The sequence below is a fragment of the Blautia sp. An249 genome, from assembly GCF_002159835.1.
Classification (GTDB): domain Bacteria; phylum Bacillota; class Clostridia; order Lachnospirales; family Lachnospiraceae; genus Blautia_A; species Blautia_A avistercoris.
The window spans coordinates 131,046-146,501 of sequence record NZ_NFJL01000008.1 but is presented as its reverse complement, the minus strand read 5'-3'; the positions used below and the strand labels follow the sequence as shown (position 1 = coordinate 146,501).

Sequence of the window (15,456 nt, the reverse complement as noted above, 5' to 3'; positions counted from 1 at the left end):
AATTACAGCCTTCCGTACAGTCTGGCCAGAAGGCGCATCCTTTCTATTATCTCTCTGGAGAGCTGGCCTTTCTTCATTCTCCACTTCCAGTTATCCCCAAGGGTGGAAGGGGTATTCATCCTCGCCTCAGCCCCCAGACACAGGTAATCCTGAACAGGTATGATGGCGGTATCCGCCACACTGGAGACAGCCAGGCGGATTAAACTCCAGACAGCCTCGTCTATATCATTTCCTGTTTCGTTCATATACATCTTTACAAAATTCAAATCGTGATCATTTAAAGACTGAAACCAGCTTTTCGTGGTGTCATTGTCGTGGGTACCTGTATAAACCACACAGTTTCTGTCATATTTGTGGGGCAGATAGGCGCTGTTTTCGCTTTCATCGAAGGCGAACTGAAGAATCTTCATACCCGGATACCCGGTATCTTTCACCATCTTTATCACACTGTCTGTTAAAAAGCCCAGATCTTCTGCAATCACATTCAGACTGCCCAGACGTTCTTTCAGAACATGGAACAGCTCCAGCCCCGGCCCCTTTTCCCAATGGCCGAATTCTGCCGTCTGATCCCCGTAGGGTATCGAATAATATTCGTCAAAGCCACGGAAATGGTCAATCCTTACCACATCGTACATTTTAAAGCAATGACTCACCCTCTGCAGCCACCAGCTATAGCCGGTTTCTCTGTGGTACTCCCAGCTATACAGGGGATTTCCCCACAACTGGCCTTTCGGTGAGAATCCGTCCGGCGGACAGCCGGCCACAGCCACAGGCACATTCTCTTCACTGAACTGGAACAAAAGAGGATTCGCCCAGGTGTCGGCGCTGTCAAAGGCCACATAAATGGGAATATCCCCGATAATCTGAACCCCGTTTTCATTGGCATAATTCTTCAGCCATCCCCACTGTTTATAAAACAGATACTGAAGGAATTTCTGGAACTGAATCTCTTCTGCCAGCTTTTCCCTGCACTCCTGAAGAGCTTTTGGATGACGGTCCCTTAATTCCTGAGGCCACAGATTCCAGCTGATACCTCCCTGCTGCTCCTTAATGGCCACATACAGACAGTAGTCCTCCAGCCAGTACCCGTTATTTCTTACAAATTCGCCGAAGGCTTCATCCCCGGCGCAGTCATAGCGCAGGAAAGCCTGATACAGGACTTTGTAACGTCCCAGATAAATCTTTTCATAATCTACATAGCTTTCATTATCTCCAAAGTCTACGGCCTTACATTCTTCTTCCTTCAGAAGTCCTTCCTGAATCAGCCTTTCCAGATCGATGAAATAAGGATTTCCTGCAAAGGTGGATAAGGACTGATAGGGCGAATCCCCGTAGCTGGTAGGGCCAAGGGGCAGAATCTGCCAGTATTTCTGTCCTGCTGCAATTAACTGATCCACAAAGTCATAAGCCTCTTTTGAAAAGCAGCCGATTCCGTAAGCAGACGGAAGGCCGGATATTGGTAATAGTACTCCACATGCTCTCATGTTTTTATCCCCCGGTATTTTTTACATTTGATTTATCATAACAAAAACCTCACCCTAATTCAAGACAGCAGACCGCCGGTTTCTGTGTCTTTGATATTCTGTTCCCATGTCCGGACCAGTTCGTCTCCCTCCCGGGTATTGGGTTTGTCCTGGCATCCTGCAGACAGAATGGAGATCGCCGATGCCAGAAGACAGCATACAAGAAATTTTTTCATAGATGACACTCCTTTTTTTCTTATCATCTCCATCCCTTCAGAAGACTATACGCTTCCTTAGAGTCCCTGTTTTCCCAGCCAGGCAAGGATGTCCCTATAAACCCGCTCTTTCTCTATTTCATTCAGGATTTCATGGCGCATTCCCGGATAGAGTTTCCCTTTTACATTCCGGTATCCGGCCATTCTCATGGTACGAATTGCCTCTGCAAATTTTCCGGGGCCGCCGATGCAGGGATCTTCTCTTCCCCCTAAAAACAGGATCGGCAGATCCGGATTGGTGCAAATCCACCCCTTTACTTTGTAAGTTTCTCCCATCATCCAGAACAGCGTCCTGTAACCGTCGTCGGTGAAAGTGAAACTGCATAAGGGGGAGCTGCTGTATTCCCTGGTTACCTCTTCATCTGAGCAGATCCAAGCCGAAGCCCGGTGCTTTTCCTCTGGAAATTTTGCTGCATAAGCTCCGAAGGACAGCGCTTCCAGCAGGCGGCTGTGATGATCGGCTCCCCTTACTTTTCCCTCTAGCCAGGCAATCCCTTTTCCTGCGGGAAGCAGTGGGTTTTTACTGGGAGAACCGCTTAAGATCAGGCCGTCCAGAAAGAAATCAAACCGTTTTGCAAACACCCGGGCTGCAAGGGAGCCCATGCTGTGTCCCAGCATAAAATAGGGAAGATCGGGCCACCGTTCTTTTTCTGCTGTTACAACGGTCAGTAAATCCTTTAAAACCGCATCCGGTCCCGCTTCATACATATACCCTAAATCTCTCGTATCTTTTACACTCTTTCCGTGACCTCTGTGGTCGTGAATCCCACAGACATATCCTGCCTTTGCCATCATTTCCATGAAGGGAAGATACCTCTCTTTGTGTTCGCACATCCCATGGACAATCTGGCAGAATCCCTTTGGGGTTCCCTGGGGAACCACCTCCAGTACAGATAATTTCAGACCGTCTGCATCTGATATACATTCCCACTGGTTCACTTTCCTTTTTTCGTCCATCATCGGCTCCTTTCTGCTTATGCTTCTGCTTTTTTCCGGTTATTATAGAAAAACATTAAAATTGCCATAGTACAGATAACAGCATATCCAATCCAGCTTAATACATCAGGAATCTGGCCGAAAACCAGAAATCCAAGCACAGTGGAAAAGATAATCTGGGAATAATCATAGATGGAAATCTCTCTGGCCGGCGCATAGCAGTAAGCCGCCGTGATGGAAAACTGTCCTCCGGCCGCCGAAAGACCGGCCAGAAGCAGCATTCCAAGCTGCCAGAGGGTCATGGGGGCATAATGAAACAGCAGATACGGCAGGGTCACCAGACAGGAAAAACCGGAAAAGAAAAATACAATAAACGGTCCCTTCTCTCCCCGGTTTCCCAGAAGCCGTACAAAGGTATACGCCGCTCCGGCCGCCATTCCTCCCAGAAGTCCAATCAGGGCAGGCTGGAAATCCACATTGGCAAATGTGGGCTTAATTACGAATAAACAGCCTGCAAAGGCTCCGAAAACTGCCAGAAGCTGAGGCAGTTTCGCCTTTTCTTTCAGAATAAAAATACTGAAGATGACCACAAAAAACGGGGACATCTTATTTAAAATCGACGCGTCTGCCAGAACCAGCCGGTCAATGGCATAATAATTGGCCAGAATACCAATGGTTCCAAAGCCGGCCCTTAAAATCAGATATTTCCAGTTTGACTTCTCCCCGGAAAACCCTGCATGGTTTTTCTTCATCAGAATCAGGGCAAAGAGAAGGGCAATTAAGTTTCTGAAAAAGCTTTTCTGTATGGATGGCAGATCCCCTGACAGTCTTACAAACATATTCATAAGTGCAAAGCAAAAGGAGGATATGATAATGTAAATAATTCCTTTATACCGCTGTCCCATTTATTTTCTCCTTTTTTGAAAAAAGTATTTGACAAGTCTCTGATTTTATAGTATATTATGTTCTGCACCAAAAAGCAAATCATTTTGCGATAGTGGCGTAGTTGGTAACGCGCGACCTTGCCAAGGTCGAGACCGCGGGTTCGAGCCCCGTCTATCGCTCTTTTAGAACATCACAAAAAGGGCTGTTACAGATACCTGTAGCAGCCCTTTTTGTGACATTGTTTAATTTTTCATCTGATAGGCCACCAGCGCAATATTCCAGCACCCCATCCGATTCAGCTCTTTCTCAAATTCTTTTAATTTTTCCTGACATCCCTCTGAAAGTTCGGCAACTTCAAATTCCTTTGCTGCCCCCGAATCTGCATGTCTGTCTTCTCTATGATTCATGCGCGCTGCTCTCCTTAATGATCTGCCGTCTCTCTTTCTCCGATCGCCGTATAAAAGGTTAAAAGGTATAAACCGCAAAGACCTACCAGGGCATAGATAATTCTTGACAGCCATGACATTTTTCCAAAGAGGAGAGATACCAGATTAAAATCAAAAAATCCGATCAGTCCCCAGTTAATAGCTCCGATGACCACAATGGTCAGTGTAAAATAGCTTAAAAATTTATTCCCCATATGTCACCATCCTTTCTAACGGATAGTGTTTCACATATGGGGAATCTTATACCTTTTATTTTGTTAATTTTAAAATCTGGCCTGTGGTCTGTCCCTCGCCAAAGGAGAAGGATTCGGACAGCTCCAGGGTCACATTCGAAGTATCCTTCAGGGCAAATGCCTGGCAGACAGTGACTGTGGTCTTCGGCGTGATTTCTTTTGTAAAATTGTCAATGGCTTCTTCGTTATTGCTGGGAATTGCCACTTCAAGCTGTTCTTTGTTCTGGTACGCCTTCAGCGTTACATTTACCATAGGAGAAGAGGCTTCCTCTCCCAGATTGGTATAATCATAGTAAACCAGCAGACACTGATTTCCGTCGTAGTCGGTTCCGGTCTTGTGGCTCTTGTATTTCACAGAAAATTTCTCCGTCTCCAAATCAATTTTACTGGTTTCCGTTACAGCGTTTTCCATCTCTACTGTTCCGGTTTCGCCTCCCGCTTCCTGAGAATTCAGTTCTTCTTTCACAGAAGAGAAGTTTGCGGACAGGAAAGTCACCGTGTTATTATCCAACTGGGTAATGACCCAGTTTTTTCCCAGTTTCTCCATTGGATAGTCAATGATAATCTCTGAGAAAGTACTGCCCAGTTCTCCTGAATTTTCATCCAGTACGGCTCCTAACAGTTCCTGATTATCTTCCTCGCTCATCTCCTGTCCGGAAAAAGCGGTTCCCACAATTTTTTTCAGATACTGGCTGATAACGTTCTTGTAAACCCCGCTGCCGTCGGCATATTTAATTTTTGCCGTAACAGTTGCCGTCTTACCGTTAAAATCCATTCCTTCTATTTCATAGGTCATATGCTCGTTTACTTTTTTAAAGAAATCCTGGTAAGCCTCATCTCCCAGATCTGAATCTTCAATGACAGAAAGATCTGCGGCTTTTACCCTGGTTCCCATGGTATCATAGTCCAGCACTTTACAGGCTTCCAGAAACTCTTCCAGCGCTTTCTTAGGTTTCTGGTACTGAATAAACACAAAAGTCCCTCCGGCTGCAAACAAAACCAGCAGAATTACCAGAGTGACGATCAGTTTTTTCCTGCTTTTTTTTGATTTTCCTTTTTCTATCTGTTTTTCTTCCATACTTTCCTCCGTTTTTATTTATTATAAATCACGCTTAAAATATACTGTGAGTTTACAAATACCTTCTGGCTTAAATTTCCCAGCCGGATTAAATCCACATCCACCCAGAATTCTTCTGCCGCCAGCACAATATAGCTGAACATAATTCCGAAATCAAATTCCCGGTATTTCCCTAAAATTCCTCTTTTTTCCTTTTTTGCAAACACATGGATTCGGCTGCCGTATACCAGAAACCTCCAGGGCTGACTGTTATAACTGGACGGCGCCATCCGGGCCGCCTCCAATAACTTCTGTACCCACTGTCCGGGGGTGTCCTTTATCACACACAGAGCCTGTAAATCCAGCCTCTTTGCCTCCTGAGGATTGCGGGTACAGGTTCCCTTTGCCTTTCCAAAGGCCATCAGAATTACCAGCTTCTTCCCGTTTTTGAAACGATAAGAACGGGGCGGATTCCCCATCCCCGCAAAACAGCTTCCCAGTCCCCGCATACACAGATACAGACCCATCTGTCCCATGATAAATCCTGCATTCATCATACTTTTCTCCGCTTCTGCAGAATAAATGGCCAGATAATAGGGGGCTTTTCTACCAAATATACCCATGTGTCTGAGACCTTCCACATTTTCTATAATAGAAATCTCTGTTGGGATTCCTGAGAAAAGACCCCGGATACTTTCATAAAATTTGTAAATATCTGTAAGAACCTGGGGCGCCAGTGCCTCCATCCGGTAGTTCCTCACGGATTTTCTGGCAAAGATTGCTTCATATATATTCATCCTGTCACCTTCATTTTTTTGTAACAATATTGTAACATATAAAAATAGAAATGCAACACCTTTTTCTAATTTTCCTGGAAAACCTGGTAATAACGCAGCACATGCTCCGGATAATACTGATCCCCATAGTCCCATGGACCTGCCGCTTCATAGTAGGGATCGTCCTGGGAACGCTTCTTTCCCCCGCTGGCCATTTTGGCAAATTCTTCTGCCGTTTCCACGCTCCATCCGTCTTCCTGCTTTTCTTCCACAAAAGAAACATATGCATCGGCGCCGAAATTATACGCCTGCAGAGCATATTCTATTCCTTTTCTGTCATCTGCTCCCTGGCATTTTGTCAGCTCCAGGGCATATTTCAACTCCTGAACTCCACATTCTATGGAATATTCCGGATCCGTAATCCCATTGGGCTTCTGAGGATATTTGGTATTATACTTTCCTTCTGATGACTGCATGACATCTTTTCCCTGTCCGGAGCTTTCCTGCATCATTAAAGCCATCAGCAAATCCACATAGGAAGACATCCCGTACCTGGCGGCAGTTTCCTCCACCTGGGGACGGTAAGCTTCACAGTCTGCATTAATGTAATATTTCTCTTCCTGATTTTCCTGTAAAGGCGCTTTTTTGCTTATTACCACAAAAATCACAGCCAGCAGAAGAATCATTATCACTGCGGCCAGAGCCGCTTTCTGCCTTCTTACCTGTATTTTTCTGGAAACTCTTCTGGCAGAACGCCTTGGTTTCCTTTTGGTTCCTGGGTATCTTCTCTTCTTTCTTCTCTGTATCATATCCGCTTCCTTTCTGATGTCATTTTAATACAGAATGAAATTTTTGAAAACCCTATTGACAAAATCTCCTCGCCCTTGTATTATTGTATTAATCACTTAGTACAGTAATACAAAAACAGGAAAGGAGGAGCATGTATGACATGGAACTTAGATTCCAACCGTCCTATTTACGCCCAAATCATTGAGAAAATTCAACTGGATATTGTTTCAGGACGCTATAAACCCAAAGACAAACTTCCTTCTGTAAGGGATTTGGCCTCTGACGCATCCGTAAATCCCAATACCATGCAGAAGGCCCTTTCGGAGCTGGAGAGAACCGGTCTGGTCTATTCCCAGAGAACCAGCGGACGATTTATTACGGAGGACATTACTATGATTGAGAAATTAAAGGAAACCCTTGCTTCCACCCAAATTCAGGAATTTCTGGAAAAAATGAATCAGATGGGCTTTGATAAAAAAGAAACTCTGCAACTAATCGAAAAAATCTTGAGGGAGGATAAATCATGAGTACCATTTTGGAATGTAAAAACTTATCCAAAAAATTCGGATACAAAACCGCTTTAAATTCCATTAATTTAAACCTGGAATCCGGTAAAATCATCGGTCTTCTGGGTCCCAACGGAAGCGGAAAGACCACACTGATTAAAATCATTAACCGGCTTCTGACCGTCACTTCCGGCGAAATCTTTATTGACGGGAAAGCTCCCGGAGCGGAAACCAAATCCATTGTCTCCTATCTGCCGGAGCGCACCTATCTGGACGAACATATGCGGGTCTATCAGGTGATTGACTACTTTGCAGATTTTTATGAAGATTTCGATCGGAGCCGGGCAGAAAACATGCTGCAGAAGCTTTCCATCGATCTTTCCTCCCGGATTAAAACCATGTCCAAGGGAACGAAAGAGAAACTGCAGCTTGTTCTGGTCATGAGCCGTCGGGCAAAACTTTACTGCCTGGATGAACCCATCGCCGGTGTGGACCCGGCCGCCAGAGACTACATTTTAAATACCATTATTAATAATTACGATGAAAATGCTACCATTTTAATTTCTACTCATTTAATTTCCGATGTGGAAACGATTTTAGACGAAGTGGTCTTCATTCACGAAGGCAAAATCCGTCTTCATGAAGCTGTAGACGATATTCGGTTTGTGAAGGGAAAATCGGTAGACGAATTATTCCGGGAGGTATATAAATGTTAAAGAAATTGTTAAAATATGAATGGAAGGCTGTTTCCCCTATGCTGGGAATCACCCATACCGTTGTTTTTCTTTTAAGTATCACAGGATTTCTTATTATGACCATCCTGCAGACCAAACCCTTGGAAGGAATTTTCGGCGGTCTGTATACCACTGTTTTCTTCCTGAGTATTGTTTGTATTTACTTTTTCACCTACATTTATCTGGCTATCCGCTATTATCGGAACATCTATACGGATGAAGGGTATCTGACCAATACGCTTCCCGTAACTTCAGGACAGCTTCTGTGGTCTAAATTTATCATTGCCCTTTTGTGGAGTGTGCTGGATGCTTTCATCCTGATGATTTCCTGCTGCATTTTGTTCCAGCGCAATTTCTTCAGGGATTTCCTGGATCTGTTTCAAACGGCAATAAAGGCAGGTTATCTTCCTTTTGTCATTTTCGGGATTGTCCTGGTGATTTTCAGTTTTATAAGCACTATCCTGGAGCTGTACTGTTCCATCTCTCTGGGAAGTCTTTTCCCGGGGAAAAAGGTTCTGGGATCCATCGTGTCCTATGTGCTCTGGTATTTTATTAATCAGGCAGTGGTTTTGGTTTTAATCCTTGTTACTATGGGAAAAGATCTGTTTCTGGAAACAGAAATCTATTCCGCACAGATAGAAATCGGAGCCCAGTCTCCGGCTGCTGAGGCTGTCATTCGTTCCTTCACTGCTTACTTTATCGGCCTGGTGATTCTGACAGTGATCTTCAGTGTCATTTACTACCTGATTAGCCATTATATCCTGAATAAAAAATTGAATCTGGAATAAGTATCTGATAAAATACATTTATATTATTTTAAATCCGGAAAGATTGGAGGGAGCGTTATGATTCTTGTAACTACAGATGAACTGGTGGGAAAACAGTATACCGAACTTGGAATATGTAAGGGAAATACTATTCAGAGTGTCCATGTTGGAAAAGATATTATGAATAGTTTCAAAACCCTGGTGGGAGGAGAACTGACTTCTTACAATGAAATGATGACGGATGCCAGAGAGATTGCTACCGGCCGCATGGTTGACGACGCCAAAAACATGGGCGCCGATGCAATTATCTGCGTAAGATATACCACCAATTCCATTACCCAGGGAGCAGCAGAAATTCTGGCCTATGGTACGGCTGTTAAATTTATTTAGAATCAGAGAAATGCAGAGCCTCACAGAACTGTCTACAGTCTGTGAGGCTCTTCTTCTATTATGGGAAATTACAGATTCCCTACATTTTCATAAAGTTTCTTTAAGTCTTCCCGGTCAAAGGCCACGGGATTATTTTTCAGTCTTGCCGGATTTACGGAAGAAACCAGAAGTTCCATCTGTTCTTCTTTTATGGCCGGCACTTCCATCTTTAATTCCTTCAGCAGATCTTTCATCCACTGCACTCCCTTTCTCGGTTCTTCACATCCCAGACAGCGGGCAAGTTCCTGAAAATTCTTCTGTACATAGGCCCGGCCTTTGGGCGAAGACACCTGTTCCATATGATCCAGCATATACTCCCATACAACCGGAAGACATAAAGCGGCTGCATGTCCGTGAGAAGCGCCGAATAAAGAGGTAATCTTATAACACATGGCATGGGGAACTGTAGTTCTGGAAATATTGATGGCTTTTCCTGCCAGATTGGCTGCCTCCAGCATTCCCTCATTTCCTTCCCGGGTATTCTCCAAATAACCGTCTTTGTTCTCAACAAGCAGTTTCATGGCCTCTGCCGCATAATTCTGACTGGTTTCATCAGCACTTACAGCCCAGTAAGATTCCACTGCATGACAGAGAACGTCCAGCATGGTCGCTTTCCTCTGGTAGTCTGACAGCCCTTCCAGAACGTCAGGACAGAGAATTACGTGAGAAGGAAGCAGTAGATCCTCTGTGACCGACTGCTTTTCTCCCTTATAATAAATAATGGCATAACGGGTTGCCTCGCTTCCCGTACCGGCGGTGGTGGGAATGGTTAAAAAAGGCACATGATTTTCTGCGCTTTTCTGTTTTAAATAACTGCCCTCTTTACGGGCCTCCATCTCTTCATCCATGGTGGAAAACAGTTTAATACACTTTGCCACATCCAGGGCGCTTCCTCCTCCGGCAGCGGCGATAGCGTCGCAGCCGTTCTCCCGATAGCACCCAAGGCCTGCCAGCACAGAATCGTATGTGGGATTCGGCTTAAAATCTGAAAAATAAAAAATAGATACGTTCTGCTCTTTGGCTGTCTCTTCCAGAATCTGACACAGTTTCTGGTTTTTCCAGGAATTTCCGCATACCCAGAGCAGCTTTTGAATTTTATTTTCCTTTAAAAAATCCCCGAAATACTTCTGACTTTCTTCCAGTGTCTTTAGCTCTTCCATAGCGCCTCCCTTAATGGTGGAACAAACGGATTTTGGTAAACGCCATTACCATCTGGTATTTGTTGCAGGTTGCAATCACTGCGTCGTCTCTTACGGATCCGCCTGGTTCTGCAATGTATTTTACGCCGCTTTTATAAGCTCTTTCAATATTATCGCTGAATGGGAAGAAGGCGTCGGATCCCAGAACCACATCCTCCAGTTTATCCAGCCACTGTCTCTTTTCTTCTCTGGTAAAGATTTCCGGCTTTTCCGTAAAAATATTCTCCCAGGCGCCGTCCGCCAGAACATCCATATATTCTTCGCCAATATAAACGTCAATGGCATTGTCTCTCTCTGCACGGCTTACGTCGGAACGGAAAGGCAGATTCAGCACCTTCGGGCACTGACGCAAAAACCAGTTGTCTGCTTTCTGTCCTGCCAGACGGGTACAGTGTACGCGGGACTGCTGTCCTGCCCCAACGCCGATGGCCTGTCCGTCTTTTACGTAACATACCGAATTGGACTGGGTATATTTCAGAGTAATCAGCGCCACCTTCATATCCCGTTTCGCTTCTTCGGGCAGTTCCTTATTCTCTGTTACCAGATCGGAAATCAGTGCGTCGTCAATGGCCAGATCCTGTCTTCCCTGTTCAAAGGTGATTCCAAATACTTCTTTATGTTCCAGAGGAGCCGGCTCATAGTTTTCATCAATCCGGATAACGTTATAATTGCCTTTTTTCTTCTCCTTTAAAATGGCCAGCGCTTCATCGGTATATCCCGGAGCAATAACGCCGTCGGAGACTTCTCTCTTAATTAACAGGGCGGTATCTTTATCGCACACATCAGACAGGGAAATAAAATCTCCGAAAGAGGACATTCTGTCTGCGCCTCTTGCACGTGCATATGCGCAGGCCAGAGGTGAGAAATTCTTCCAGTCCATATCGTCCACCCAGTAAATCTTTGCCAGAACGTCTGTCAGGGGAAGGCCAATGGCGGCGCCTGCAGGAGATACATGCTTAAAGGAAGTCGCTGCCGGAAGTCCGGTAGCCTTTTTTAAATCCCGTACCAGCTGCCAGCCGTTAAAGGCATCCAGGAAATTGATGTATCCCGGTCTTCCGGACAGAACCTGAATCGGCAGTTCTTTGCCGTCTGCTTTGTAAATTTTCGACGGTTTCTGGTTGGGGTTGCATCCATATTTTAATTCCAGCTCTTTCATTGTGTGTCTCCTCCTGTCTCTCTTATTGATTTTTATTGATGATTCTGCTCTCGTATTTTCCGGTTTCAATCTCAATGTATCTTACAAACAGGGATACCTTGTTTTCTTCATTTAAGCTTTCCCAGATTTCTTTAGCGAAGGTGTCAATGTCTCCGGAAATGGCAACCAGTTTCGGTTCTCCCTCAAAACTTGGAAGAGGATTTCCGTCCATTTTATAAGTATGGATGAAACGGCCTTCTCCTGCCACAGCGTTTTCATAGGCAAAGGTATAACGATTGCAGGCTTTCGGATCTCCGTGATTGCTCTTTAAAATGGACATTGCATAATTATATTTTCCGTTTTCCACATGCATGATTCCGGAAATACGCGGTGTATAGTTGGGAGCGTCCGGCTCGAATTCCCGGCAGCGCAGAGACTGTTCAAAGGTAAGCTGTCTGTCCATTCCTTCATAAATGGTATCCGTCTGATCCCCGTTTGTTACAATGGTTTTATTTCCCAGTACGCGTACCGGAGCGTAGATGATCAGACTGGGATCGGTAAGTTTGGCCGGATCAAAGGCCTGGGTACGGATACCTTCCCCGTCTTCCACAAAGACCCGGTTTCTGCTGTTTTCGCTTCTTCCCATAATAAAATAAGCGGCGACTGCATACTTTCCGTCATCGGAACGTCCAAGGACAATCCCCCTTCCCGGATATGCGTTTTCTTTCAGTTCTTTTTGCAAAGATAATACTTCCATTTTCTTCCTCCTTTGATAAAATACTTTCCTATGATATAAAAAAATGCCTGGATAACCTTCTAAATGGTTGCCCAGGCGGTCGACACATATTCATCCTTGTACTCCCTGTAGTTTCTTCTACTTCCGCCAGTCGTACAAATCTGTCTTTATAGTACAATAAGTTATTTCTTTTTACAAGTCCTAATTTTCATTTCCGATCCGATTTTTGTCTTCTTCCAGTTGTCTTCCGATGTCTGCTTTCATCTCTTCCCAGGCGTCGGGATGCTCCACATAGTATTTCGGACAGTTCTTCTCTGTTACATCGTAATGGCGAATCACATCCTCCGTATCCAGTCCGAACCGCAGACACAGCCAGGCGGTCAGTTTTACCACAGAATCATAAGTGGCTTCATTAAACTGTCCGGTTTCGTCGGGATGACAGCATTCGATGGAAATCGTATCCACATTTCTGGAATTGGTGGCATAGGAAATCTCGCTGGTAGGTATGCACTGTACCACTTCTCCCTCCAGTCCCACTACAAAATGGCTGCTTACTTTCGTCTCATGGGTATCCTTCAGATTTTCGAAATAATTCCGGTTATTCATCGCTGTTGCTCCCGGATTGGCCGTATAGTGAATGGCAATTCCCCTTATCTCCTCTATGGGAATCTGGGGTCTGGAATATTCATTAGGTGTTAAAAGCTCCACATCAATATAGGGCGCCCCCTGCTCCATCCACACCGCCGGCCCGCTTTCATTTTCCTGGGCTGCCAGCTCTGCCAGAATACGGGCCTCCCGTTCCCGGGAAACATCCACCATTTTCCGGATCATCAGTCCTCCTGCCGCCAGCATTCCCACACAGAGGACTCCTATCAGCAAATAGAGAAGCCGGTTATCTTTTTTCTTCTTCCGGGATCTTTGGGATGCCGGTTTTCTTCCCTTTTTCTTTCTGTCTGGTTTCTTTTGCATTTTCCGTCATTCCTTCAAAAAAAGGACTGTTACAGAATAAAACTCTGCAACAGTCCCCTGTCTTTATTCGTCTACGCTGTAGTTAGGCGCTTCCTTTGTAATATGAATATCATGAGGATGGGACTCTTTAAGAGAAGCTGCAGTAATTTTAATAAACTTTCCGGTTTCTTTTAACGTTTCAATGTCTTTTGCTCCGCAATATCCCATACCTGAACGGATACCGCCGATTAACTGGAAGACGGTGTCTTCCACATGGCCTTTATATGCCACGCGTCCTTCCACGCCTTCCGGAACCAGTTTCTTTGCATCCTGCTGGAAATAACGGTCTTTGCTGCCGTTCTCCATAGCTGCAATACTGCCCATGCCACGGTATACTTTATATTTTCTTCCCTGATACAGTTCAAAGGTTCCCGGACTTTCATCACAGCCCGCGAAGATGCTTCCCATCATACATACGTTGGCTCCGGCTGCAATGGCCTTCGTCATATCTCCGGAATATTTAATTCCTCCGTCTGCAATAATCGGAATTCCATATTCCTTTGCTACTGCATAACAGTCCATCACTGCTGTAATCTGCGGTACGCCAATACCTGCCACCACACGGGTTGTACAGATGGATCCCGGTCCGATTCCCACTTTCACCGCGTCTGCTCCTGCTTCAATCAGGGCTTTTGTGGCTTCCCCGGTTGCCACATTTCCGGCGATTACCTGTACTTCCGGATAATTCTCTTTGATCTCCCGAACCGCTTTCAGAATATTTTCTGAATGACCATGAGCGGAATCCACTACAATAACATCCACATTCGCCTTTACCAGTGCATCTACCCTGGCAAGTACATTAGCGGTAATTCCAACCGCTGCTCCACACAAGAGACGTCCCTGGCCGTCTTTTGCCGATAAAGGATATTTAATCTGTTTTTCAATATCCTTGATGGTAATTAATCCTTTCAGATTAAAATCATCGTCAACAATAGGAAGTTTTTCCTTTCTGGATCTTGCAAGAATTTTCTTCGCTTCTTCAAGGGTTACTCCTTCTTTCGCCGTAATTAACCCCTCTGATGTCATACATTCCTTAATCTTCCGGTTGAAATTCTCTTCAAATTTCAGATCCCGGTTTGTAATGATTCCCACCAGTTTCTTTCCTTCTGTGATCGGCACTCCGGAAATTCTGAATTTCGCCATTAACTCATTTGCGTCCTGTAAGGTGTGCTCTGGAGACAGGAAAAATGGATCGGTGATAACTCCATTTTCTGAACGCTTTACTTTGTCAACTTCTTCTGCCTGCGCCTCGATGGACATATTTTTATGGATAATTCCAATTCCTCCCTGTCTGGCCATTGCAATTGCCATCCGGTGTTCTGTAACGGTATCCATTCCTGCACTCATCATAGGAATGTTCAGCCTTACCTTCTTTGTTAAATAAGTAGAGACATCTACCTGATTTGGAATTACCTTTGAATATGCCGGAACTAACAGCACGTCGTCAAATGTAATGCCCTCGCCAATGATAGTACCCATTGCATTTCCTCCCTTGTGTGGTATATTGTTTAATTTAAATTGTTATTGTTCCATAGTGTAACAAAAATCTCAAATGGTGTCAATCGAAAAAAACCTTGCCCGGCGCGCTGTATTTCATTTTCTGAATCAGATCTTCGTCCGGTTCAATGATAATTTCTCTGGTCTGTCCGTCTCCCCGGTATATCACTGCATACCGTTTATGGGAGGGATTTCCGGAGGAATAGTCTTTTACCTGCACGCTTCCTCTTTTGTAAGAGTCCAGTCTGTGAGAGCCCACCGGAGCTACAATTTCTGTCTGGCTCATATTCAGGGACTCTCCCTTCTTTCTTTTTACTTTGGCCATAATCTTATCAATATCCAGATCCCCGTTCACATAGAGATATTCAAACTCCAAATCGGTTCTCTGATAGACAAAATAGGATCCTGCCCCCAGAAGGACTGCCGGAATCAGGAAATACATGCTGTAAAAGAAACCAATCAGGAAACAGACCACGGCCGCCCCGATGACCAGCACCCGAAGTCCCGTATCTTTGCCCGTCTTTTCTTTTTTCACTAACAATTCTGAATACAAATCTCCCATAGCCGTTACTCCTTATGTATTTT

The 15,456-nt window shown here is 44.8% G+C and carries 19 protein-coding genes, 1 tRNA gene and 1 riboswitch; of the genes, 5 read left to right on the top strand and 15 right to left on the bottom strand.

Annotation, left to right across the window (positions count from 1 at the left end; translation table 11 throughout):
* Window positions 1-2 precede the first annotated feature (2 nt).
* From malQ to B5F53_RS09500, 4 genes are read right to left on the bottom strand one after another with little or no spacing between them, the layout of a single operon-like run.
* Window positions 3-1,484 (bottom strand): 4-alpha-glucanotransferase, encoded by a 1,482-nt coding sequence (gene malQ, locus B5F53_RS09510; protein WP_087222725.1) that lies wholly within the window; start codon window positions 1,482-1,484, stop codon window positions 3-5.
* Window positions 1,485-1,543: 59 nt separating this feature from the next.
* The gene (locus B5F53_RS19845; protein WP_162610568.1) at window positions 1,544-1,699 is read right to left on the bottom strand and encodes a hypothetical protein; all 156 of its coding nucleotides are present in this window, start codon (window positions 1,697-1,699) and stop codon (window positions 1,544-1,546) included.
* Between the two features lie 57 nt (window positions 1,700-1,756).
* Entirely contained in the window at window positions 1,757-2,695 is a 939-nt protein-coding gene (locus tag B5F53_RS09505; RefSeq protein WP_087222723.1) for an alpha/beta fold hydrolase, read from the bottom strand.
* Between the two features lie 17 nt (window positions 2,696-2,712).
* Window positions 2,713-3,579 carry a DMT family transporter gene (locus tag B5F53_RS09500; protein WP_087222721.1) on the bottom strand — a complete coding sequence of 289 codons (867 nt, stop codon included), beginning with the start codon at window positions 3,577-3,579 and terminating at the stop codon, window positions 2,713-2,715.
* Window positions 3,580-3,665: 86 nt separating this feature from the next.
* Here B5F53_RS09500 and B5F53_RS09495 point away from each other — a divergent pair.
* Window positions 3,666-3,738, top strand: a tRNA-Gly gene (locus B5F53_RS09495).
* Between the two features lie 63 nt (window positions 3,739-3,801).
* Here B5F53_RS09495 and B5F53_RS19840 read toward each other — a convergent pair.
* The 5 genes from B5F53_RS19840 to B5F53_RS09475 all read right to left on the bottom strand — a co-directional run bounded on the left by B5F53_RS19840 (window position 3,802) and on the right by B5F53_RS09475 (window position 6,880).
* On the bottom strand, window positions 3,802-3,966 hold the full coding sequence (locus B5F53_RS19840) for a hypothetical protein (protein WP_162610567.1): 165 nt from the start codon (window positions 3,964-3,966) through the stop codon (window positions 3,802-3,804).
* A gap of 14 nt (window positions 3,967-3,980) precedes the next feature.
* The gene (locus B5F53_RS09490) at window positions 3,981-4,199 is read right to left on the bottom strand and encodes a DUF378 domain-containing protein (RefSeq protein ID WP_087222719.1); all 219 of its coding nucleotides are present in this window, start codon (window positions 4,197-4,199) and stop codon (window positions 3,981-3,983) included.
* 55 nt (window positions 4,200-4,254) lie between these two features.
* Window positions 4,255-5,316 (bottom strand): DUF5067 domain-containing protein, encoded by a 1,062-nt coding sequence (locus B5F53_RS09485; RefSeq protein WP_087222717.1) that lies wholly within the window; start codon window positions 5,314-5,316, stop codon window positions 4,255-4,257.
* A gap of 14 nt (window positions 5,317-5,330) precedes the next feature.
* Entirely contained in the window at window positions 5,331-6,092 is a 762-nt protein-coding gene (locus B5F53_RS09480; protein WP_087222715.1) for a nitroreductase family protein, read from the bottom strand.
* Between the two features lie 65 nt (window positions 6,093-6,157).
* Window positions 6,158-6,880 carry a lysozyme family protein gene (locus B5F53_RS09475; protein ID WP_087222713.1) on the bottom strand — a complete coding sequence of 241 codons (723 nt, stop codon included), beginning with the start codon at window positions 6,878-6,880 and terminating at the stop codon, window positions 6,158-6,160.
* A 135-nt stretch (window positions 6,881-7,015) separates the two neighbouring features.
* Here B5F53_RS09475 and B5F53_RS09470 point away from each other — a divergent pair, with 135 nt between their 5' ends.
* The 4 genes from B5F53_RS09470 to B5F53_RS09455 are packed head-to-tail and all read left to right on the top strand — an operon-like array spanning window position 7,016 to window position 9,257.
* On the top strand, window positions 7,016-7,387 hold the full coding sequence (locus B5F53_RS09470; RefSeq protein WP_087222711.1) for a GntR family transcriptional regulator: 372 nt from the start codon (window positions 7,016-7,018) through the stop codon (window positions 7,385-7,387).
* Entirely contained in the window at window positions 7,384-8,082 is a 699-nt protein-coding gene (locus B5F53_RS09465; RefSeq protein ID WP_087222709.1) for an ABC transporter ATP-binding protein, read from the top strand. Before B5F53_RS09470 ends, B5F53_RS09465 begins: the two co-directional genes overlap by 4 nt.
* A complete protein-coding gene (locus B5F53_RS09460) occupies window positions 8,076-8,888 on the top strand; it encodes a hypothetical protein (protein WP_087222707.1) in 813 nt (270 codons plus the stop codon). The genes B5F53_RS09465 and B5F53_RS09460 overlap by 7 nt, the downstream gene beginning before the upstream one ends.
* Before the next feature lie 57 nt (window positions 8,889-8,945).
* A complete protein-coding gene (locus B5F53_RS09455) occupies window positions 8,946-9,257 on the top strand; it encodes a YbjQ family protein (protein ID WP_087222705.1) in 312 nt (103 codons plus the stop codon).
* A 68-nt stretch (window positions 9,258-9,325) separates the two neighbouring features.
* Here the strand turns inward: B5F53_RS09455 and B5F53_RS09450 are convergent, their stop codons facing one another.
* The 6 genes from B5F53_RS09450 to B5F53_RS09425 form a co-directional block, all read right to left on the bottom strand.
* A complete protein-coding gene (locus tag B5F53_RS09450; protein WP_087222703.1) occupies window positions 9,326-10,456 on the bottom strand; it encodes a phosphonoacetaldehyde reductase in 1,131 nt (376 codons plus the stop codon).
* Between the two features lie 10 nt (window positions 10,457-10,466).
* Window positions 10,467-11,651 carry a phosphoribosylaminoimidazolecarboxamide formyltransferase gene (locus B5F53_RS09445; protein ID WP_087222701.1) on the bottom strand — a complete coding sequence of 395 codons (1,185 nt, stop codon included), beginning with the start codon at window positions 11,649-11,651 and terminating at the stop codon, window positions 10,467-10,469.
* A 22-nt stretch (window positions 11,652-11,673) separates the two neighbouring features.
* Window positions 11,674-12,387, bottom strand: a complete 714-nt coding sequence (locus tag B5F53_RS09440) for an IMP cyclohydrolase (protein WP_087222699.1) — start codon at window positions 12,385-12,387, stop codon at window positions 11,674-11,676.
* Window positions 12,388-12,449: 62 nt separating this feature from the next.
* Window positions 12,450-12,531: riboswitch (ZMP/ZTP riboswitch) on the bottom strand.
* A gap of 36 nt (window positions 12,532-12,567) precedes the next feature.
* Window positions 12,568-13,335, bottom strand: coding sequence for a peptidoglycan recognition protein family protein (locus tag B5F53_RS09435; RefSeq protein WP_242970285.1), 768 nt, complete (start codon window positions 13,333-13,335; stop codon window positions 12,568-12,570).
* A 63-nt stretch (window positions 13,336-13,398) separates the two neighbouring features.
* Window positions 13,399-14,853 carry an IMP dehydrogenase gene (gene guaB / locus B5F53_RS09430; RefSeq protein ID WP_087222697.1) on the bottom strand — a complete coding sequence of 485 codons (1,455 nt, stop codon included), beginning with the start codon at window positions 14,851-14,853 and terminating at the stop codon, window positions 13,399-13,401.
* Window positions 14,854-14,932: 79 nt separating this feature from the next.
* Window positions 14,933-15,433 (bottom strand): DUF6106 family protein, encoded by a 501-nt coding sequence (locus tag B5F53_RS09425; protein WP_087222695.1) that lies wholly within the window; start codon window positions 15,431-15,433, stop codon window positions 14,933-14,935.
* Between the last annotated feature and the right edge of the window lie 23 nt (window positions 15,434-15,456).